General features: G+C 34.9%; 14 protein-coding genes, 4 pseudogenes and 1 riboswitch. Of the genes and pseudogenes, 7 read left to right on the forward strand and 11 right to left on the reverse strand.

The features are described 5' to 3' along the window. Positions 1–5: 5 nt before the first annotated feature. The 4 genes from DN393_RS23940 to DN393_RS23960 all read right to left on the reverse strand — a co-directional run bounded on the left by DN393_RS23940 (position 6) and on the right by DN393_RS23960 (position 7441). Positions 6–2831: a YhgE/Pip domain-containing protein gene (locus DN393_RS23940; RefSeq protein WP_098111292.1), complete on the reverse strand. Its 2826-nt coding sequence runs from the start codon at positions 2829–2831 to the stop codon at positions 6–8. A gap of 306 nt (positions 2832–3137) precedes the next feature. Then, positions 3138–3929 (reverse strand): endonuclease/exonuclease/phosphatase family protein, encoded by a 792-nt coding sequence (locus tag DN393_RS23950; RefSeq protein WP_064477218.1) that lies wholly within the window; start codon positions 3927–3929, stop codon positions 3138–3140. A 4-nt stretch (positions 3930–3933) separates the two neighbouring features. Continuing rightward, positions 3934–5571 carry a PTS transporter subunit IIBC gene (locus tag DN393_RS23955; RefSeq protein WP_064477217.1) on the reverse strand — a complete coding sequence of 546 codons (1638 nt, stop codon included), beginning with the start codon at positions 5569–5571 and terminating at the stop codon, positions 3934–3936. A 205-nt stretch (positions 5572–5776) separates the two neighbouring features. Further along, positions 5777–7441, reverse strand: coding sequence for a glycoside hydrolase family 13 protein (locus tag DN393_RS23960; protein ID WP_141537826.1), 1665 nt, complete (start codon positions 7439–7441; stop codon positions 5777–5779). Positions 7442–7685: 244 nt separating this feature from the next. On the opposite strand from DN393_RS23960, the gene DN393_RS23965 reads away from it, so the two are divergent. After that, positions 7686–9020: an FAD-binding oxidoreductase gene (locus tag DN393_RS23965; RefSeq protein WP_064477215.1), complete on the forward strand. Its 1335-nt coding sequence runs from the start codon at positions 7686–7688 to the stop codon at positions 9018–9020. A 31-nt stretch (positions 9021–9051) separates the two neighbouring features. Here DN393_RS23965 and DN393_RS32625 read toward each other — a convergent pair. Next, positions 9052–9624 (reverse strand): annotated as a pseudogene (locus DN393_RS32625) (methyl-accepting chemotaxis protein); the annotation flags it as partial. 369 nt (positions 9625–9993) lie between these two features. After that, positions 9994–10344: pseudogene (locus DN393_RS32630) on the reverse strand (HAMP domain-containing protein); the annotation flags it as partial. 211 nt (positions 10345–10555) lie between these two features. Between DN393_RS32630 and DN393_RS23975 the strand changes: the two are divergent. The 3 genes from DN393_RS23975 to DN393_RS23985 all read left to right on the forward strand — a co-directional run bounded on the left by DN393_RS23975 (position 10556) and on the right by DN393_RS23985 (position 12977). Further along, the gene (locus DN393_RS23975; protein ID WP_064477213.1) at positions 10556–11278 is read left to right on the forward strand and encodes an amino acid ABC transporter ATP-binding protein; all 723 of its coding nucleotides are present in this window, start codon (positions 10556–10558) and stop codon (positions 11276–11278) included. A gap of 121 nt (positions 11279–11399) precedes the next feature. After that, positions 11400–12191 (forward strand): ABC transporter substrate-binding protein, encoded by a 792-nt coding sequence (locus tag DN393_RS23980; RefSeq protein ID WP_064477212.1) that lies wholly within the window; start codon positions 11400–11402, stop codon positions 12189–12191. A gap of 93 nt (positions 12192–12284) precedes the next feature. After that, the gene (locus tag DN393_RS23985) at positions 12285–12977 is read left to right on the forward strand and encodes an amino acid ABC transporter permease (protein WP_064477211.1); all 693 of its coding nucleotides are present in this window, start codon (positions 12285–12287) and stop codon (positions 12975–12977) included. A 52-nt stretch (positions 12978–13029) separates the two neighbouring features. On the opposite strand, the gene desB is transcribed toward DN393_RS23985, so the two are convergent. Then, positions 13030–14115 carry a Delta(10) desaturase DesB gene (gene desB, locus DN393_RS23990; protein ID WP_149173997.1) on the reverse strand — a complete coding sequence of 362 codons (1086 nt, stop codon included), beginning with the start codon at positions 14113–14115 and terminating at the stop codon, positions 13030–13032. 580 nt (positions 14116–14695) lie between these two features. Between desB and DN393_RS23995 the strand changes: the two are divergent. Both DN393_RS23995 and DN393_RS24000 read left to right on the forward strand, forming a co-directional pair. Then, positions 14696–16150, forward strand: a pseudogene (locus DN393_RS23995) (FAD-dependent oxidoreductase); the annotation flags it as partial. A 126-nt stretch (positions 16151–16276) separates the two neighbouring features. After that, positions 16277–17578 (forward strand): MFS transporter, encoded by a 1302-nt coding sequence (locus DN393_RS24000; protein ID WP_088046917.1) that lies wholly within the window; start codon positions 16277–16279, stop codon positions 17576–17578. 14 nt (positions 17579–17592) lie between these two features. Here DN393_RS24000 and DN393_RS24005 read toward each other — a convergent pair whose 3' ends face one another. Beyond that, a complete protein-coding gene (locus DN393_RS24005; RefSeq protein ID WP_098102452.1) occupies positions 17593–18375 on the reverse strand; it encodes a nucleotidyltransferase domain-containing protein in 783 nt (260 codons plus the stop codon). Between the two features lie 121 nt (positions 18376–18496). After that, the gene (locus DN393_RS24010; protein ID WP_098102451.1) at positions 18497–19606 is read right to left on the reverse strand and encodes a PRK06851 family protein; all 1110 of its coding nucleotides are present in this window, start codon (positions 19604–19606) and stop codon (positions 18497–18499) included. A gap of 149 nt (positions 19607–19755) precedes the next feature. Further along, a riboswitch (SAM riboswitch) is annotated at positions 19756–19868 on the forward strand. Positions 19869–19952: 84 nt separating this feature from the next. Here DN393_RS24010 and DN393_RS24015 point away from each other — a divergent pair. Continuing rightward, a complete protein-coding gene (locus tag DN393_RS24015; RefSeq protein ID WP_064477205.1) occupies positions 19953–20585 on the forward strand; it encodes a cyclase family protein in 633 nt (210 codons plus the stop codon). Between the two features lie 27 nt (positions 20586–20612). On the opposite strand, the gene DN393_RS24020 is transcribed toward DN393_RS24015, so the two are convergent. Further along, positions 20613–20993, reverse strand: a complete 381-nt coding sequence (locus DN393_RS24020) for a hypothetical protein (protein WP_000424111.1) — start codon at positions 20991–20993, stop codon at positions 20613–20615. Positions 20994–21268: 275 nt separating this feature from the next. Then, positions 21269–21707: pseudogene (locus DN393_RS24025) on the reverse strand (ATP-binding protein); the annotation flags it as partial. Positions 21708–21845 lie beyond the last annotated feature (138 nt).

Below are 21845 nucleotides of genomic sequence, written 5' to 3' on the forward strand. Positions count from 1 at the left end.
TTATTTTAGTGAATGATTTTACTTCCTTTTGCATTCTCAACAAACTTTTCACTCGATTTGTTAATTGGTGTTTTCAGTAATAACGCAGCGACAATCATAACTACTACGAAAGCACTTAACACAAGTAAATCTCGCGTTACGATATCCCAAAGCATTCCGCCTACTGTTTCACGAATTGCACTAATTGCGTATGTGAACGGTAAGAACGGATAAATTGCTTGGAAGAACGCTGGTGTCATTTGAATTGGGAATGTTCCGCCCGATCCTGCTACTTGCAGTACAAGTAAAATGATCGCCATCGATTTCCCAACGTTTCCGAAAATAGAAACGAGTGAGTATACGATACAAACGAAGACTCCACCAATAAATAAACTAAATAACACAAACCAGAACTTATCGACTACGTACGTACCGAGTAAGAATATATCTCCCATTGATACGATAAACGCTTGTGAAAGACCTATCGTTAAGAATGTTAATAAACGTCCGAAGTAAATTTCATGGCTCTTATAATTCGCGCCCTCTTCATGTACTTCTACTGTTAATAATGAAACCATTAATAATGCGCCTACCCATAATGCAAGCACTGTATAGAATGGTGACATCGCTGACCCGTAGTTTGGCATCGCAAATAATTTATTCTCTTTTAAATTTACTGGATTCGCGAAGTAATCACTTTGCTTTTCAACATCATTTTTCAATAAGCGTATGATGTCTTTTATATCCTCTTCAGATTCAAAATCACGAATTTTATTTGCTAAGTCTTTAATCTTTTTCTCAGTTTCCGGCATGTCAGCTTTAATGTCTGTTAATTTCTTTTTACCGTCTACTAAGCCTTTTGATGAATCTTCTAGTAACTTTTTAACATCTGGAAGCTTTTTATCTGCTTCTTTTAAAATTTGAGATGTGTTTTTAGACATACGTTTCGTACGTTCAATTGCTGTGTTAAAGTTTGGAACGATTTCCGAATCATACGTTGCTAAGAAATCGCCTAATTGAGCTGAAGCATTTTTAGTAGCTTCATTAATACTTTCTACAACCTCTTTTGTAGGCTTCTGTCCATTGTTAATTAGTGTAGTTGCTTTATTCGTTGCATCTATACCTTTTTGAACAGAATTTTGTATTTTGTTCAATTTTGCAATTCCACCATTAAGGTTTTTTCCGCTATTTACATCTGCTAATACCTTATTTGTGCTTTCTAGAACCGGAATCGCATCACCAATTAGATTATTAGTAGCTTGTAATTGACCATTTAAATCGTTTAAAGATACTTTTGCCCACTCTAAATCAGTAACACCTTTATTTGATATGTTTGCCTTAGCATCTTCAACACCATTTTTAAACTTATCATATTCATTTTTCACACTATCATATGCTTCATTTGCATCAACTTTAGCTTGATCAACTGTGCTAACTGCTTTTTTATAATCTGCTACAAACGTTTCATTATAATCTTTTTCTGCTTGATCAATTAATCCATTTGCTGCATCTAATTTTTGATTTGCTACATCTGTTACATCTTTCTTTACTTCTTGTCCTGTACCGATAACATTTACAATATCTTTAATGCCGTTATTTGCATTTTCCATACTACCTTTAAGCTTAGTTAAGCGATCCACTCGCCCTTGGAAAAAGCTTTGACCAAAATCAGTCGTCGCCGATTTTTGAAGCTCAGTAAATACATTAATAAGATATGCAATACTATCTGTACGACCTTGAAGATTTTCAGAAACCGCATTAAGATCTTTTTTTGCCTTTTCTGGATCAAATTGACCATTTTGCAATCCGTTTACAACACTTTTCCCGTATGTTGTTCCTGCACGTGCCGAGTTTAAAACGTTATTCACTGTTTGATTAATATTTCTTGCAATATTTTTATACCCTTCATCGTTCAACTTTGAAAGATCCGGACGTGCTGGAAACTCAGGCAACCCTTTCATACCAGAAAAGTCTATTCCCGGGTGCATTAAAAAATCTGTAAAAGCATTAGCTTTATCCATTACATTTTTAGCTGCTGTCAAATGATTTCGTATCGTCCCAGGTGCATTTTGCAATGTTTGATCATTGTTTGCAAAGAATTTATCTAAATTCCCTAACGCTTCTTGCCCATCATTAATAACACTTTCTACAACCGGTAACTCTTTTTGTGCTACCTTCACAACATCTTCTGCTCGAGTCGCATCATCTAACGCCTTATCCATCAGTGTATTCATTTCTGGGAACTGCGCTTCTAACTTAAATACAAGATCTTTTACTTTCTCGATACTTGGTAAGTTTGTTTCTAAATCGATTCCAAGATCATTAAAAACTTTAAAAATCTCACCGTTTGCTGTTTTAACAAAGTTTTTACTAATTTCTTCTGTAATACCTGATGCACCTTTTGCTGTAATTTTCGGTGCAATCGCATTTACCTTTTCATTTACATAGTAATCAAGTTCTGGTTTCTGCGGATTTTCATCCAGAACAGTTGCAATCTTTTCAGAGAAATCTTTTGGAATTGTAATACTTGCATAGTAATCTCCGCGCTCAACTCCGTGAATTGCTTGTTTTTCATCTACAAATTTCCAACCAAGATTTTTGTTTTTCTTAAGAGAATCTACAATCTCTTCACCGATATTAATATCTTTCCCTCTTAAATTAGATCCTGCATCTTGGTTAGAAACTGCAATGGGAACCTCTTTTGTATTTCCATACGGATCCCAGGAAGCTTTAATGTTAAACCATGCATATAAAGATGGTAAAATCATTAATCCTAAAACAATAACAATTGCAGCCCAATGTTTAGCTACATTCCGTAAATCTGTCTTATAAATACGCCAAATTTGTTTCATAGAAGTTATCACCTAATTATATATTTTTCCTTCTTTAGAAAATGATACATACATTTTGCAATTATATCACTTTCTACATCGTGGATTAAACGAAAATACACTATTTTTCCCATTAAATATTTCACTTACTTCATTATATAACGAAGTAAAAAAAGTATGCATACAAAATGACCAAATTAGTTTTACATTCAATAATAACAAATATATAGGAAATGTCATAAAAAATACAAGTATTTTCTCTTGGAAATACTTGTATTCCTCAAAAAAATCCTCACAGCTTTTCATCATCTGTGAGGATTTCTTCTATTATATATCTACTTGTACTTCTACACCGAAATGATCTGAAATTACATTTCTGTTCGTACCATTAAAAATGACTTTTGAAAAACGAACTTTTTCACTTTGGTTACACAATATTAGATCGATTCGTAAGTTATGTTTATTTTCATCCCAACCAGCAATCTCACCTTGGACAGTTGTTCCTTCATCCTTCTCTATTGCTAGCTCATATGTGTCATACAAACCTTTTTGCATCATATATTCATAGCCTTCACCTTGTAAACGAGCGTTATTATTAAAATCACCCATTAAGAAGGAAAGTTCATTACTGTCTACACGCCCCATCAAACGATTAACTTGATCTTTGAATGATTCTTCTTCATCATTCCACCAACCGAGGTGGCAAGAGTAAAACGTGATGTTCTTATCATTATAAGCAATTGTCGCACTTACAATTTTGCGTGTTTTCCAATACGTTGTATCCTTATTTTCTGAAATAAAGAACGTATCTTCTTTTACAACATTATGCTTCGTTATAATCGCTAATCCTTCTTCATACACATCATAACCAATATGAGAGAAATCCCAAGTAATATTGTAATCTTTTACATGTAACGCTTTTAACTCTTCTAATAGTAAAAGTCCAAAATTATCTTCTTTCTTGTTACCGCATACATTTTCAGCTTGTATCGACTGACTTACTTCTTGCAATGCGATGACATCGTACTCTTCTTCTTGAATGACTTTAGCAAGATATTTTATCTTTTCCATTTGATTCTCTTCTTGCCAAGAGTGACAGTTTAAAGTTAGCAATTTCATCTTATTACGCACCTAACATATCTTGAATGTCTGACTTTAATACGTCAGCTTTCGGACCATATACTGCTTGTACACCTTTATCTTTTACGATAAGTCCTAAAGCACCATTTTGTTTCCACTGTGCTTCTGGTGCAACAACATCTAAATCTTTTACTGTTACACGTAAACGCGTCATACAAGCATCTACGTCAGCAATATTTTCTTTACCACCTAATAAATCAATAACTTTTGTTGCTAATGAACCATCCTGTACATTTCCTGTTCCTTCTGATGACTCATCTTCATTATCAATATAGTTACCTGCACGTCCTGGTGTTGGTAAATTGAATTTTTTAATTAAGAAATTGAATAATGTAAAGTTCAGACCAAAGAATACTAATGAAACGATAACGAAATTGATTAAATCTCTAGTTAGTCCTGCATTAACCATCATCGGTGTACGAGTAATTAATTCAATAAATCCAAATGCGTGAACACGTAAGTTAATTAAATCTGCTAATGCGAATGCAAGTCCTGTTGTAATTGCATATACAACATATAATACTGGAGCAATAAACATGAACATGAATTCAATTGGTTCTGTTACACCTGTTAAGAATACTGCTAATGCAGCCGATAAGAACATTGGTTTATACTTTGCACGTTTTTCTTTATCAACATTACGGAACATCGCGAAAGCAATACCCATTAACGCTGCTGTTGAACCAATAACTTGTCCAGCTTTGAAACGAGCTGGTACAACGTTATTTAATAAATCGTTATATGCTTTCGTATCTCCATTTGCTAGTAAATTATTTAAGTCTGTAATCCATGCAAGCCATAATGGATCTTGTCCTGCTACAATTTGTCCAACTTTTGAGCCAGTTAACATCGTATATGTTCCGCCTAGCTCTGTGTAGTTCATCGGAATCGTTAACATATGATGTAAACCGAATGGTAATAGTAAACGCTCTAACGTTCCATATACAAACGGTGCAACAACTGGTGCACTATCTTTAGATGCTGCAATCCAGCGACCGAATTCATTTAATCCACTTTGGATGAACGGCCATAAAAGTGATAATACAATTGCAGTGACTGTAGACCAAACAATTACAACGAATGGTACAAATCGTTTTCCGTTAAAGAATGCTAATGCCTGTGGCAGTTTATTATAGTTATAATATTTGTTATATAAAGTAGCTCCTAAGAAACCTGTGATAATCCCTACGAAAACTCCCATGTTTAATGCTGGTGCACCAAGTACAGAAGTAAAGTAATCTTTTACAACTAAATCTCCTGCTAATACTGAAGAAACTTTCGCTTTTGAATCCGCTAACATTTCAGCGTTTACGCCAAATATAGCTCCTGTAATTCTGTTTGTTAAGACGAATGCTAATAGCGCTGCAAATGCACCACCTGCGCGATCCTTCGCCCAAGATCCCCCAATTGCTACTGCAAATAAGATGTGTAGATTTGTAATAATTGCCCAACCTATGTCTTCCATTACGCGAGCGATTGTATGAACTGCGTTAATATCCCCAGCAGACATCCCAATTAACTTACCGATAGAAATCATTAAACCAGCTGCTGGCATTACAGCTACAACAACTAATAATGCTTTTCCGAACTTTTGCCAAAAATCAAAAGACGTAATTTTCATCTGTTCTTCCTCCCCTTTATTTATAACAACATAATGATTTAAATTATAATTTCTGTTTCTCTTATGAAAACGATTCCTTATGTTACTTTATTTTTATCTTTACGCAACCGTTTTCATAAATCTATTTTAATAAAAGCGTTTTCACTTTGCAATAGAAATTTATTTTTTTTCATAAAAAAAGATGCTCTAAGAGCATCCTTTTTTATTATGAAATACGATAAACCCTTGTTTCATAAGGCTTTAACGTGATTGAAGTTACTTGTTCATTTTCCGCAACTTTATAGTTATTTAAAAGCAAACGTTTGCGTTCTAGTGCGAATGAACCCTCATTATACACAGCTTCCTCTTTTGAGATATTGCTAATTACAACGACTTTTTCATCGTTTAATGTACGTGTATATGCATAAATTTGCGGATCGTCTTCTAGAAGTAAATCGTACGTACCGTAATTCAGTACATCGTGCTCTTTTTTCAAGGCAATCATTTTCTTATAGAAATTGAAAATAGAGTTTTCTTCATTCTTTTGCTTTTCAACATTAATTTCTTTGTAGTTTGGATTCATACTAAACCAAGGCGCACCTGCTGTAAAGCCAGCATTCATCTCATCGTTCCACTGCATAGGTGTACGAGAATTATCGCGGCAAGAAGCCCATATAATTTCCATCATATCTTGATGTGGTACGCCCTCTGCAATTTTCTCTCGATATAAATTTTTAATTGCTACATCATCATAATCTTCAATATTTAATAATTGAACGTTCGTCATCCCAATTTCTTGTCCTTGATAAATAAACGGTGTACCGTGCATAAAGAAGTACATTGCTCCAAGAGCTGTTGCACTTTCACGCCAATATTGTTTATCATCTCCCCAAGTTGAAACGATACGTGGCTTATCGTGATTCTCAATATATAAAGCATTCCATCCTTTATTTTCTAACCCTTTTTGCCATTTCGTTAATACCTTTTTCAGCCCTACAACATCAAGATCTTTCTTCTTTTCTGCATCCCATAAACTTAAATGTTCAAATTGGAATACCATATTGAACTTGCCTTGCTCTTCTCCAACCCAAAGCTCAGCATCTTCAATCTTAACGCCATTCGCTTCACCAACAGTCATAATATCGTACTTAGAAAACGTATTCTCTTTTAACTCTTCTAATAAAGGCTGAATACCATCCACATTCATATGTTTATCAAAAGATGGTACATACTTTAATTCTTTTGGATTTGGCATATCTTTGAAGCCATCTTCTTTTTTAATATGGCTAATCGCATCCACTCGGAAACCATCAATTCCTTTATCAAGCCACCAATTAACTGTATCGTATAAAACTTCGCGAACTTCTTTATTCTCCCAGTTTAAATCTGGTTGTTTACGTGAGAATAAGTGTAAATAATATTGTCCTGTTACTTCATCATATTCCCATGCCGACCCATTAAAAATACTTTCCCAGTTGTTTGGTTCCGCACCATCTTTACCATCGTGCCAAATATACCAATCACGCTTCGGATTGTCTTTAGATGAACGAGACTCAATAAACCATGGATGTTCATCACTTGTATGATTAATAACTAAATCAATAATAAGCTTCATATCACGCTTATGAACTTCATCTAGTAACGCATCAAAGTCTTCCATCGTACCAAACTCATCCATGATATCTTGATAATCACTAATATCATAACCATTATCATCATTAGGTGACTTATACATTGGACAAATCCAAATTACATCTATACCTAAATCTTTTAAATAATCCAGTTTCGCAATAATACCTTGTAAATCTCCAATACCATCACCATTTGAATCCATAAAGCTACGTGGATAAATTTGATAAGCAACTGCTTCTTTCCACCATGTCTTATTCATAGTCCTTCTCTCCTTTTGCATCCCATCGGAAATTTTATGCAAACGTTTTCGTAACACTATCATAACAAAATATGAATAGTTTGCAACTGTTTTCATTGAACTCTATGTAGATTCCTCATTCTTATGCTTTATTTATTTCTCACAAAGGCAAATCTCATTCCTCACCTATTCTTGTCCACACAGGTTACATACGATTTTCATATATTAATAAAAAGAACTGCTTATTTTAGAAAGGAGTGATCAATTGAAACAAACAAAATTAACAGGTCGTATCGTTGTTCCTTCAGATCCTGACTATGACGTAGCCCGAATGAATTTAAATTTAAGTATTCCAAAACTCCCTTGTATTATTGTTTTTTGCCAAAATAAAAATGATGTGTGTAACGCCTTAAAATGGGCACGTGAACGTCATATACCATTTCGCTTAAGAAGCGGACGTCATAGCTATGAAAATTTTTCTCTTCTAAATAGAGGACTTATTATTGATGTGAGTGAAATGCATCGCATTACTGTTAATACAGATAAATTAACAGCAACAATTGAAGCTGGTGCAAACCTTGGCACTGTTTATAAAGAGCTTTGGAATTATGGTGTGACAATACCGGCTGGTACAAGCGCAAGCGTTGGAATTGTTGGATTAACACTTGGCGGTGGCATCGGTATGCTTTCACGCTTATTTGGATTAACATGTGATCAATTAGTAGAAGTCGAAATGGTACAAGCATGCGGTAAATTCGGAGCAAAAATCATTCGCGCAAACGAACATGAAAACCATAACTTGTTTTGGGCGTGCCGCGGTGGTGGTGGTGGAAACTTCGGAATTGTTACTTCTTTAACTTTTCGAATGCATCCTATAAAAAATGTATCAATCTTCTCAATTACATGGGAATGGGAAGAGTTTATCGCTGCATTTCAAGCGTGGCAAAACTGGGCGCCTTATATAGACAAACGTCTCACTTCATCAATTGAATTATTCGCAAAGCAACGAAATAAAATTGAAGTAAAAGGTGAATTTGTTGGCTCTCCCTCTGAACTCCATTCCTTATTATCTCCTCTTCTTGAAACTGGTACCCCCTCTCTCTTTATAGATGAAGTTCCTTATATAAAAGCTGTTGAATTTTTTAACAGTGGGAATATCCCTGAAAACTTTAAGCGCTCCGGTTCCTACGTATATGAACCTATCCCTCTTAAAGGCCTTCAAATCATGAAATATTTTCTTTCTCATGCACCAAATAAAGATGCAAGTATTTGGCACCAATCGCTCGTAGGTGCTGTTGAAAATATTACCCCTACTGAAACAGCTTATTTCCATCGTAAAGCAATTATTGCACAAGAATACATTACCTCTTGGAAATGCGATGATGAAGAAAATCGCAATATACGCTGGGTTAAAGATTTACGAGAAAGCTTAGATCCTTATACACTAGGTGACTATGTCAATTGGCCCGATATCGATATTATAAATTGGCAAACTAGTTATTATGGTTCTAACTTTCAAAGATTGCGTAAAGTGAAAACCATATATGATCCTTGCAATGTTTTTCGTTTTCAACAAAGTATCCCTCCTTTTCATACGTAAAAAAGGAAGAACAGAATACTGTTCTTCCTTTTTACATTGAAAATCGTTCAATTGTTTGTTTCAAGTCTGCTGCTTGCTTCTCTAAATCCTTTAACAATTGATCGATTACTACCATATTTTTAGATTGTTGCAACGTCACACGTGCTACTTCTTGTGAACCAGCTGATGTTTCTTCAGCAATTGCTGCTACAGCCTTTGTTTGTGCTCCTGTTTGATGAATGTGCCTCACTTGTTCGTTCATATAGCCACTAATTTGCTTCGTTGCATCGGCTACTTCCATAACACTTGATGACATTTCTTTTAAAATTAATTCCGTAGCTTCCCCACGTTGTGCCTCTTCTTTAGCTATTGTCACTTGTTCTGTCATTTTCATTGCAACTTGTTGTACTTCATCTTGCATATTTCGTAATAACTGCGATATGTTTCTTGCAGAATGATCACTTTCATCAGCAAGTTTCCGTACTTCCTCCGCAACAACTGCAAAGCCCCTTCCATGCTCTCCAGCACGAGCCGCCTCAATAGAAGCATTTAGTGCTAACAAATTCGTTTGACTAGCAATCTCACTCACAACAGAAACAATATGTTCTACTTGTTTCATTCGTTCTTCTAATTTCTGTACATTTTGCATCGAATTTTCATTTTCTTTTGCCAATGCTTGAATACCTTGAATTAAAGAAGTAAAGACTCGTGTACTTTGCCCTAAAGCTTGAACCATTTCTAAAGACAACTCGTCAGACTGTTTTGCTTTTTCTTCTACTTCACTCGCAATAGAAGTTGTTGTATCAACAGCAGAAACAATCGCCTGAATGGAAGCAGCTGATTGCTCAGCGCCAGAAGAAATCTCTGTAAGAGTTTCAGACACACCTCGTGCTTGCTTTGTTGCTTCCCCTGTTTGCCTTCTAATTTGCTGTACTTGATTGTTTGTATACGAAAATGTTGTATCAATATTTTTTACCATGCCCCTTAAGTTTCCTAACATCATATTAAATGCGACACTTAAAGATTTAATTTCATCATCTGCCTTCGGTAATGGAACATCTTCACGAATATCACCCTCAGCCGCTTTCCTTGCCGCCTCCTCTAACTTTCGAAGCGGTTTAATTAGAAATATGGCTGCTCCATACGCTAATATTCCAGACCATACTACGCCTAATAGCATAACAATGATATTATAAACGGTTTGACTTACATAATCTTGAAAATAATCATATATAACGTAAATAAAAATTAAACTTGTCGAATATGTAATAAAAGCTAAAATTGTAGTGAATAGCATAAGCTGCATACGTAAGCCAAAGGAAAATGTCTTCCTTTCTTTTTCCATTTTTTCTTTCCCCCTTTTTATAAGCAATATAAATACTACCTATATATTATTATCCATATTTTCATTATAGAAGGATATAGGGATTTTTAAAATTTATTATTTCCTTGAATATCAAATCCCACGAAAAAAATGAAGGATTCTGACAATTTGTGGCTAATAACAGAAATAAGGGGAAACATTTGTAAAATATATTTTTGACTGGGGGTTTTGTATGATTCAGGTTCGAAATCTAGTAAAATCATTCGGCTCGCTTGATGTTTTAAAAGGAATTGATTTACAAGTAAAAGAAAAAGAGGTTGTTGTTTTAATTGGTGCCAGTGGTTCCGGTAAAAGTACATTACTTCGCTGTCTTAACTTTTTAGAAATGTATGATGAAGGTGAAATTCACTTACAAGGTGAACGAATTGATCCACAGCATTCAAATTTAAACAAAGTCCGTGAAAATGTCGGAATGGTTTTTCAGCACTTTAACCTCTTTCCCCATATGACCTCGCTAGAAAACATCATAGAAGCACCTATCCATGTAAAAAAATTAGAAACAACAAATGCAAAGGAAATTGGAAATCAGCTTTTGCAAAAAGTCGGTCTACAAGATAAAGCAGATGTAACTCCCCACCTCCTGTCAGGTGGTCAAAAGCAGCGTATTGCCATTGCACGAGCTCTTGCTATGAATCCTAAAATTATGCTATTTGATGAACCTACCTCAGCCTTAGACCCTGAACTTGTTGGAGAAGTATTGCAAGTTATGAAAGAACTTGCTGAAGAAGGAATGACCATGGTTATTGTTACTCATGAAATGAATTTCGCAAGAGATGTAGCAGATCGCGTCATATTTATGGATGATGGAAAGATTGTAGAGGACGCTCCGCCAGCACAATTCTTTTCAGCTCCATCACATGAACGAGCAAAGCAATTTTTACGCAACGTTTTATAATGTAACTTCTGTTTCAAATGAAAAGAAATACATTCATACGGTGCACAACTAATTGTCCAAATAAAATATCTCAGTAACATACTTAAAACCATCCGTATGATCAATATATAGGAGGGGTTTTATGAAAAGAAAACTATTAACCATTGTTGCGAGTATTACATTATGTACATCCTTCATACTAGGAGCCTGTAGTAAGGAAAGTGCTACTACTTCAAATGGTGAAAAAGAATTTCGTTATGCGATGAGTGGCTTATATAAACCTTTTAACTATAAAGAAAATGACGGAAAGCTTGCCGGTTTTGATGTGGAAATTGGTGAGGCACTTGCGAAAAAAATGAATATGAAACCCACTCCTATTACAAATCCGTGGGAAACGCTAATTCAAGGTCTACAATCGAAAAAATATGATGCTATATTGGGCAGTATGGCAATTACAGAAGAACGCTTAAAAGCCGTTAGTTTCTCCAATCCTTATTATCGTTCTGGTGCCCAAATTTTTGTTGCTAAAAAGAATACATCTATCTCTTCTCCAGAAGATTTGAAAGGTAAGAAAATTGGTGTTGTAAAAGCTAGTACCTTTAAAGACCTTGTTGCAAAACATACAAATCAAATCACAGAATATGATAGCGATATTACTGCACTTATGGACTTAGAACCTGGACGTATTGATGCAGTAATCACTGATCAAATGGTTGGTTTACGCATGATCAAAGAAGGTAAATCAAATATAAAAGAAGCTGGAAAACCATTAAATCTTGATGAAATGGGAATTGCTATTCGTAAAGATGATAAAGAAATGGTTGAGAAAGTAAATAAAGCTTTAGATGAAATCATTAAAGATGGTACGTATGAAAAGATCAGTAAAAAATGGTTTGGACGTAATATTCTCGGTGAAGAGGAAAAAACGAAGTAAATTAGCTAGTCAAATGTTTCAGACATTATGCCCCACTTTTTATGTGGGGTATTTCATTCCCTACCAAAATCCATACAATATGAGGTGACACATATGTTTGAAATTTTTATGTCTACTTATCCCACACTCTTAAAGGCTACTATTGTCACATTACAATTAACACTAACATCCCTATTAATTGGTTCACTAATTGGATTACTATTCGCTTTTTTTCGAATCTCTAACAATAAGATTTTAAATAGTATTGCTCATGTATATATCGCCATTATTCGTGGTACACCTTTAATTGTTCAAATTGCCATTCTCTATTTCGGTATTACATCGATTATTGTCTTCACTCCTTTTTGGGCAGGAGCAATTGCTTTAGCAATCCATAACGGTGCATATATTACTGAAATTTTCCGCGGATCCATTCAATCTGTCGACCGTGGACAATTGGAAGCTGCTCGTTCTTTAGGCATGCCTTATCCTTTAGCTATGCGCCGTATTGTATTACCACAAGCATTTCGTCAATCTCTTCCTCCTTTAGGAAATCAGTTTATTATTGGATTAAAGGACTCTTCTCTCGTTGCATATGTAGGATTGTCCGAATTATGGGGATCAGGTTTATCAATTGCTGCAAGTAACTTCCAACAGTTAGATACATACATAATCGTTGGTTTATATTACCTCGTACTTGTTCTTGTATTTACTTATTTTGTTAATCTTTTAGAAAAACGCCTACAACGAAAAGAAACAAATTCAGTTCAATTTAGTAAAAAGAATAAAAAAGAAGTCTCTTTATAAAAAAAAGCAAGCCTGAAATGGCTTGCTTTTTCACTGCAAAATATATCAATTTTTACTGATTTACTTTTTTAATACTCTCTTCTTCCTCTATATGTTCCTCACGATATGAAATATTATGAGGATCTAGTCCATTTCCTAAAGAACCATAGAAATGCTCTCTATGCGGATCCACTAATTCACTTCCTTGATAATACACACGTGGTGTATTCCATAGCGCTGCCAAAGCTTTTGTCATTGGCATCTCATGATAGCGTTCCGGCCACATTTCTTTAATTTTCTCTTTTACTAACGGATAGTATTTAGAGCTCATAGCAGGGAACAAATGGTGTTCTGTATGATATGAGAAATTGAAATGTAAAACGTCTACCCAGCGCGGCACTGTTACTGATAAACAGTTCGCTAACGGATCATTTACTGGAACAATTGGATTTAAGCGATGATTTGTTGCGATATATGCCATTACAATAAAGTTAGCAATTAACAATGGAATTACATATGCAAATAACCATTTTCCAGGTCCCATAATAAACAATAAACTAATCCAAACAGTCCAAGGCAAAAGAAGTTGAAGCCATACAGATTTTTGATTGGATGACTTAAATTCCTTTATAAAATGAAAGAACATTCGAGTCGAATGTAACGTAAATTGAATGGTTAGTGACAGAAAACTAAAGAATGAACGAACATAAAGAGGCATGCGATATACCCACCTCAAAAACTTACTCTTTTTCAGTTTCTCCAGTGTAGGCCATGCATCTGGGTCATTCTCTTCATGTTGTGTATGAACATGATGCGTTGCATTATGCCACTTTCTCCAAAGCTTCGGGCCAGTTGATAATGGCATAAATGCTATCGCGCCTAAAAAATCACGAAGCCATGCTTTTCTTACCACTGTTCCATGTAAAATTTCATGTCCTAAAAATCCAAGTGAAGCAAAACATAATCCAAGAACAATCGCAATTCCTAGATTCGCCCACACATTCAATTCAAATACACCAATCGATATTAACCCCGCCAATGCCACAAGCAAATAAGCCAGTCCACCAAATAAACGAGTAGGAACTGGTTTAAATGCTTTTTTCGGCAAATGTGGTGATACACGTGCTGCATACCACCCAAACGTATGAAGCTCCTTCATCCTTTTGCCCCTTTCTTATGCCGCGCCTTGCGCAACTTACATATATCAATTCTTGCTTCCAGATTGATTTTACTAGGTGATTAAAAAAGCATCTATTATAAGGAAAATATACTCACTCTATCGTCACTTATTTTTCGCTTTTATTATCAATGAAAAACATTTCTCTTTTTACTCTCTATCAACCTTTCCACATGATGAATCATATCAATAGAATTTCTATATTGTCAACAACTTTTATGACCTAGTAATAAAAGTTGGTTATATTTTTATAATTATACTTTATTTCACTAAAGAATAAACATATATTTTATAAGGTTTCGCTCCTTATTTATATACATACAATTCCATCCTACAAACTCTATTTTATTCAAGAACTCTCGTTATAAACAACAAATAAACTCACCTGAATCTAGCTTTACACAACTCATACCTCTTCATACCGACAACACCAAATAATTATATTAAAATAATTATATCTCTCTTTTAATAAAAATAGACTCTTTCTAAAACAGCGCACATGAATTTCATATCATATGGAAATATTAAAAGGAAAATTGTTCTAAAATCGGGAGGTTTTATAATGACAAGCGATACATTTCCACAATTCCCATTATCTTATTGGATTGAATCTACTCAGGTCCCTGCTTTTCCCCCTTTATCTGAAGATACAAAGACAGAAGTTGCTGTTATCGGAGCTGGTATTACAGGCATTACGACTGCCTATTTACTTGCAAAAGAAGGTATGAACGTTGTTTTAATTGATTCTGGGCTTATTTTAAATGGAACGACTGGGCATACAACAGCAAAGGTAACAGCACAACACGATCTTATTTATGATGAATTAATAAATCATTTCGGTGTGGAAAAAGCGAGGCTTTACTATGAATCAAATAATCATGCTCTACAATTCATAAATGAGACGGTGCAAACATATAAAATCGACTGTAATTTCTCAAATGAAGATTCATATTTATATACAACTACTGATAATGGATTAAGAAGTTTATCGAAAGAATATGAAGCCTATCAAAAATTAAATATACCTTGTGACTATGTTCAATCTCTATCAATTCCGATCCCAGTACAATCTGCACTTGTCATGAAAAACCAAGCACAATTCCATCCCCTCCTTTATTTGAAAACACTTTTAGAAAAGTTTGTGGAGATGGGCGGAAAAGTTTATGAACAAACAACAGCTATTGATGTGGAAAAGGGTGATTATCCACAAGTCATTACAAAGGGCGGACATCGCATCACTTGCAAATATGTTGTCTCTTGTTCACATTTTCCTTTCTATGATGCGAATAGCTTTTTCTTTACGCGAATGTATGCCGAACGCTCTTATGCTCTTGCAATCAAAGCAAAAACGGATTATCCAGGTGGCATGTATTTAAGTATTGATGACCCAAAACGTTCCTTGCGCTATACAACAAACAATGGAGAAAAATTAATTTTAATTGGCGGAGAAAGTCATAAAACAGGACAAGGAATAAACACAATGCTTCATTATGAAGCACTGTATTCTTTTGCGGAAGCAACGTTTGGAGTAGATGAAGTTCCCTATAGATGGTCAGCACAAGATTTAATCACGCTAGATAAGCTTCCTTATATCGGACATATTAACGAAAGAAATCCAAATATATTTGTTGCAACTGGATATCGTAAATGGGGAATGACAACTGGAACTGCTGCCGCTCATTTACTGAAGGACTCCATTCTAAAAGTCCACAATCCCTATAAGGAACTGTATGCACCATCACGCTTCCATGCAAATCCAGATATAAAAACATTCCTCTCCCAGAACATTGATGTTGCGAAACATTTAATTGAAGGAAAGATTGAAACCACATTACGTAAGCCAGAAGATCTCGAAGTTGGTGAAGGATCTGTCGTACATGTTAACGGAAAACGAGCAGGTGCTTATAAAGACAAAGATGGAAAATTACATATTGTCGATACAACTTGTACACATCTCGGCTGCGAAGTTGAATGGAATAATGGTGATTGTACTTGGGACTGTCCTTGCCACGGTTCAACAGGTTTCCTGTTGAACTTCTTTATTTGTTATAAAACATTTTCAGATAAATCCCGATACAAGAAGGAAAATATTAACATAAAATAAAATAATATATTCATCTACAAATTAAAAGGAGTGAATATTATGCAACCTTCAGCTCCACCTCATCTAGAATCTACAGAAACTATCTTTTCGAGCTCTATTACAAAACTTGTTGTTTTTATTTGTTGGCTAGCTATTCTAGCTGATGGATATGATTTAGGTATTTACGGGGCCGTTCTGCCAAAGCTCCTAGAAGACAAAAGCTGGGCACTTTCACCAGCACACGCTGGTACAATTGCTAGCTATGCTTTATTTGGGATGTTTATTGGCGCTATTCTAGTTGGAACCATTACAGATCTAATTGGGCGAAAATGGACGCTTATATGCTGTTTAGCACTTTTTTCTATCACAATGGGTCTAGCTGCACTTGCTCCTTCTCCTGAATTATTTGGTTTATCTCGATTTATTGGAGGAATCGGATTAGGCGGTGTTATTCCAACAGCTTCAGCACTTACCGTTGAATATTCACCAAAAAAGCGGCAATCTTTTATTTATGCTCTTATGTTTACTGGCTATCCTTTAGGTATCGTGTTAGGCGCTATTTTGTCTATGTTCCTGTTAGAAGATTTCGGATGGAGAACTATGTTTGGCATCGGAATGATTCCACTGCTCCTCATTCCTTTCATCATTCGTTATTTACCTGAATCCATTCAATTTTTATTATCACGTAATCGCCAAGAAGAAGTAGAAAAAATCCTTCATCGTTTTCAAATTGAATTCCATGAAAACGATGAAACTCATCAAACCTCATCTAATATACGAAAGAAAAATGGATTTCTTACTTTATTCTCAAAAGAATACATAAAAGCAACGCTGCTTTTTTGGATCACTTATATAATGGGAATGTTTTTAATATATGGTTTAAATACTTGGTTACCGCAGATGATGCGCCAAGCAGGATACCCTCTTGGATCTAGTTTATCATTTCTACTTATGCTAAATATTACTGCCGCTATCGGTGCATTATTTGCTGGAGCAATTGCGGATCGTATAGGAGCTAAAATTGTTATTAGCATCTCCTATCTTATGGCAGCTATATGTATTGGACTATTAACAATTAAACCATCTGTTACAACCATCTACCTTTTAATTGGTCTTGCTGGAATTGGATCAGTCGGCATTACTCAAATATTAAATGCATATGTAACACAATACTTCCCATCCCATATCCGGGCTACTTCCTTAGGCTGGGGACTTGGACTTGGCCGAGTTGGTGCAATTGCTGGTCCTATTCTTGTCGGTATTATTATGACAATGCAGTACGACTTAGCATGGAATTTTTACTTATTCTCATTCGCAGGTCTTCTCGCAGCTATATCTGTTTTCTTTATTCCTACAAAATGAAAAAGAGCACAAACTCACTTGTGCTCTTTTTCATTTACTGCAAACAACATATCTCGAAACAATGTATTTAAACTCTCAATGTCGATTCCTAATCCCTTTTCAATTCCTTTTACATATTGCTGGTAGTAATGAAGTTGTTCTTCTAAAAATTGATTCAACACCTCAATTTTTAATCCAATATCTAATTCAGTACCTGCCTTTTTCTTTATTAACAACTGTTCAATTTCATCTAATACACTGCGTTCTAATGATAACTCTGTAATCAACCGATCAAATTCTACAGGTGGTAAAGTCTCTTTCTCCTCTAACCATTTACAAGCTAAAATAGGACGTAATACATAGAAGTACTTTTTCAACTTTACATTCTCACCTTGCAAAAATTCACGATAATTTTTTGAAGCCATATGTAGGTAATGATATATCGTTGCTTTTGGATCAAAGTGCTTATCACTCATTTGCTGAAGTTGTTCTGGAAAATGAGAGTTTTTCGAATAAAAAATCGGCGATCGAATCCATTCGAGTAAAGCTGGGTTTGACTTTGCGAATAATTGTAACGCTTTTTTAATATCCCATCCGCTTATATCTAAATCATCACTAATCGGATACTCAATTACATCTCGTTTATCATGAATTGATAAATACCATTCGACCGGGTGCATATAAACGAATCTAACATCATAATCACTATCTTTCGATGGAAATCCCCAAGCACGACTCCCTGATTCCACTGCAAATAAAATTTTCACATCATTCTCTTGTTCAATTCTTGCTAACTCCAACCTAATTTTCTCTCTCATTTCATACCCTCTCCATTTTTTGATTATTTCCTTGGAAATTCGACAAATATACTACTAAGTTTACTACATACTAAAATAGCTGTCAGAAAATTCCCGACAGCCTACCAAAGTTCCTTATTTTTTACTTGTTCTTTTCTGTTACACTAACCGCAATTCGTTCAAACTCTTTTTGAATCTCCTCTTTATATGCGTCTACTTTTGAAAAATCCATAGCAGCAATATAAATTCGTTCTAATTTATCACGAACTGATTTCGCTTTCGCTAGGAAAGACATCGCCTCATTCATTTTTGCTTTATATTGAATCGACACGTCACGAATTTCTGTCGCATACTTCTCATCTGTCCCTGGTGTCACAATCAAGGCATACATATCTATAATTTCATCACCTTCGCGGCTCGGAAAATATTCATGTGGTGCGGTACTATCAAAAATTGCAAACCCTAATTCTCTTACGATAACCATATCAAGACTATTTGGATCAAATCCACAATGATATACTTCAACTTCAAATCCTTTTTCTTCTGCTGCCTTAGCTAATTTTTTAAGCATTGTTGATTTCCCAGAGCCTGGGCGTCCTTTTATAAAATAACGATGTGGTAATCCCTCTGTTAAATTCGGAACAAAATCAACTGCTCCTTTCGGTGTAGCTGCCCCTAAAAACCGGTGTTTCACAAGCGATTGTTTCCCGCCTTTATCTGTAAATAACTTCTGAATCAGCTGATCGGTTAGTTCATTTGCTTTATTAAAATCAATATTATTAATATATATGTTCTCCCACTCATCATGTATAACTAGTGCCTCGTTAAAACATGCGTAAGCAGTTTGAAAAGCCTTACTTGCTTCTGAAACAAATCGTTCAATTTCCACCTTCTGCTTTCTTAATTTATCTGAGTCCCAAGCAACCCCTAAATTAATATACTCTTCGACAACTCCTGGCATTTTCGGCTCAATAACATGCGGTGATGTTCCATCAACAATTCCTACTTTTAACTTCGGGATAATTACACCATCAACCGATTTATTATCAGAAGAACAGTGTAAAAATTCAATATCATATCCTTTTTCAACCCACTCACGACCTATTGCTTTGATTAAAGAAGATTTCCCGGTTCCAGGACCACCCTTTAAAATAAATAACCTGTTTAGCCCTTTTAAATTCTCGTCGTATAAATTATGAAATCCTCTAGCTGTATTTCCACCAGCGTAATAATTCAATACATTTCCTGTCACTGCACTCACTCCTTCGCAGCATTCTATTTACATAAGCTACAATATGCGAGCAACTTTATTTGGGTGAATACCTATTTTGTATTGCACGAAAAAAGGAAATGAATTACAATTTAAAAGTAGTGAATATTCAGAAATGAAAACTTAATATGTCTTTATCAAGAGAGGCAGAGGGACCGGCCCTTTGACGCCCAGCAACCTCAGTTTATATAAACTGAATAGGTGCTAATTCCTGCAAAATGCATTGCATTTTGAAAGATAAAACGTAACTATTGTGTGCAAAACTCATCTTTCTTGATTATGAAGGGTGAGTTTTTTTATTTCAAAACATATATTGGAGGTATTTAAAATGAAAGTAATTGACCTATCACAAACATTTGAAAACAATATGTCCCAATTCCCTGGAACACCAAAAATCAATTTAGGAGCCATTACAAGCGTTGAAGAGACAGGCTATCAAGTTACAGATTTTCATTCTGTCGTTCATGTTGGCACGCATTGTGATGCTCCTGCTCATTTCATTTCAGGCGCAACGACTATTGATCAATTACCCCTAGATCAATTTGTAGGCGAAGCTGTTCTTATTGATGTAACTCATATTCAAGAGCGAAAGTTACGTAAGGAAGTATTACACAACGCTGACATAAAAGAAGGAGATATTGTTATTTTCCATTCCAATCTATCTACTAAATGGAATACAGAGGCGTATGAGCAAGAAGCTTTTTATCTTTCTGAAGAATTAGCCGAGGAATTAGTTCAATTAAAAGTAAAATCGGTCGGCCTAGATTTCATTTCTCCTGATGAGGTAACGACAGAAACATCACCAATACATCACATACTACTTGGGAATAATATTTATTTAATTGAAAACTTAACAAACTTAGATGCAATTCACACGAAACGTTTCTTTTTCTCAGCGGCACCTTTAAAAATTAAAGATAGCGACGGTGCTTTCGCAAGAGCATTCGCTGTAATTTTTTAAACAAACTATACAAAAAAGCAAAGATCATCATTGACCTTTGCTTCTATTTTTTTTATTTAAACTAAGAAAGAATTGCTCAACACGAGGACGTAACCAAGCTAAATAATCTTTCTCTTTCTTCTTTGTACAAGCTATTTCTTCCCCATCTACCATTCCGACAAGCTCTAGCTCTAACAGTTGCCTCGTAAATGCTAGCATATTTATTTCTTCGTCTGGATACTCTTCTTTTAATTTCTCCTCAATTTCCCCTAATAAAAAACCGTCACGCATCATTGCCAATGCATCAATCCAAAGTGGCGGCATTTCATATTTTTCTCCTGTAATTGTATCTTTTACAATATAATTCTTTTGCTCTTTTCGAAATTGAATCGTGTGTAAACATACAGTCGAATTTAATGTTAATTCCATCATACCACCTCTTTCATAATATCTGCATAGAAAAAAGGATGCGCGTGCACCCCTTCTTTCTCTAACACTACCGAACCGTTACATGAATAACAAATCTCATGTCGATATTTTCCTCCATTATAAACGAAGTATTTTATAAAAAAAACCCTTCTTGAAACATTTTATAAAATGTTTATATTTACACAACAAGAACACTTTTCTGAAAAATATTTTCCTCTAGCATATTATGCTGTCGGTAAAAAAATTTCCACTTTCGTTCCTATTCCCATGCTACTTTAAATCGCGATACTTCCTTGATGTTCCTAAATAATTTTATATGTAATCATTAACCCAAGTCCCGTACCATTCTCCTTTGTTGTGTAAAAAGCCTTTTCAACCTTCTCTATACCAAAGCCTTGATCTTCAACAGAAATATACAAATGCCTTTCAGTTTTTTGATATGCACGAATATGAATATCTCCACCTTCTGGCATTGATTCTATTCCATTTTTAATAACACTTGTTTTAATTTTTTATCATCACCATTTATAACAGGTAGATTTCCATCTACTTGCATATGAAATGTCACTCTATATCGCGCTACATAACTTTCCATTAGCTGTACAACATATAAAAGGATTCCCGTATATTACACCATTCATAATTCGTTGATTTCGGTTTTCCTAATAACATCAATTCACTAACAAACCCGTTAATTCTTTCAAATACTTTTAAGGCTTCTTTTTCCTCATAAATAAAGCTTTTAAATTTGTTCATATAAATACTCCTCATGTTCTATACAAACACTCTACATATTATCTCCTTAAATTATCAGTATGAAATTGCTTTCAGGGCAATACGAAAAGGAAGGGG

The organism is Bacillus sp. BPN334, from assembly GCF_008368885.1.
In the GTDB taxonomy this organism is placed as follows: domain Bacteria; phylum Bacillota; class Bacilli; order Bacillales; family Bacillaceae_G; genus Bacillus_A; species Bacillus_A wiedmannii.

Coding starts and splice junctions, on each gene's coding strand:
- DN393_RS23940 (WP_098111292.1), bottom strand. CDS start 2,831: ATGAAACAAATTTGGCGTATTTATAAGACAGATTTACGGAATGTAGCT.
- DN393_RS23950 (WP_064477218.1), bottom strand. CDS start 3,929: ATGAAATTGCTAACTTTAAACTGTCACTCTTGGCAAGAAGAGAATCAA.
- DN393_RS23955 (WP_064477217.1), bottom strand. CDS start 5,571: ATGAAAATTACGTCTTTTGATTTTTGGCAAAAGTTCGGAAAAGCATTA.
- DN393_RS23960 (WP_141537826.1), bottom strand. CDS start 7,441: ATGAATAAGACATGGTGGAAAGAAGCAGTTGCTTATCAAATTTATCCA.
- DN393_RS23975 (WP_064477213.1), top strand. CDS start 10,556: ATGATTCAGGTTCGAAATCTAGTAAAATCATTCGGCTCGCTTGATGTT.
- DN393_RS23980 (WP_064477212.1), top strand. CDS start 11,400: ATGAAAAGAAAACTATTAACCATTGTTGCGAGTATTACATTATGTACA.
- DN393_RS23985 (WP_064477211.1), top strand. CDS start 12,285: ATGTTTGAAATTTTTATGTCTACTTATCCCACACTCTTAAAGGCTACT.
- desB (WP_149173997.1), bottom strand. CDS start 14,115: ATGAAGGAGCTTCATACGTTTGGGTGGTATGCAGCACGTGTATCACCA.
- DN393_RS24000 (WP_088046917.1), top strand. CDS start 16,277: ATGCAACCTTCAGCTCCACCTCATCTAGAATCTACAGAAACTATCTTT.
- DN393_RS24005 (WP_098102452.1), bottom strand. CDS start 18,375: ATGAGAGAGAAAATTAGGTTGGAGTTAGCAAGAATTGAACAAGAGAAT.
- DN393_RS24015 (WP_064477205.1), top strand. CDS start 19,953: ATGAAAGTAATTGACCTATCACAAACATTTGAAAACAATATGTCCCAA.
- DN393_RS24020 (WP_000424111.1), bottom strand. CDS start 20,993: ATGGAATTAACATTAAATTCGACTGTATGTTTACACACGATTCAATTT.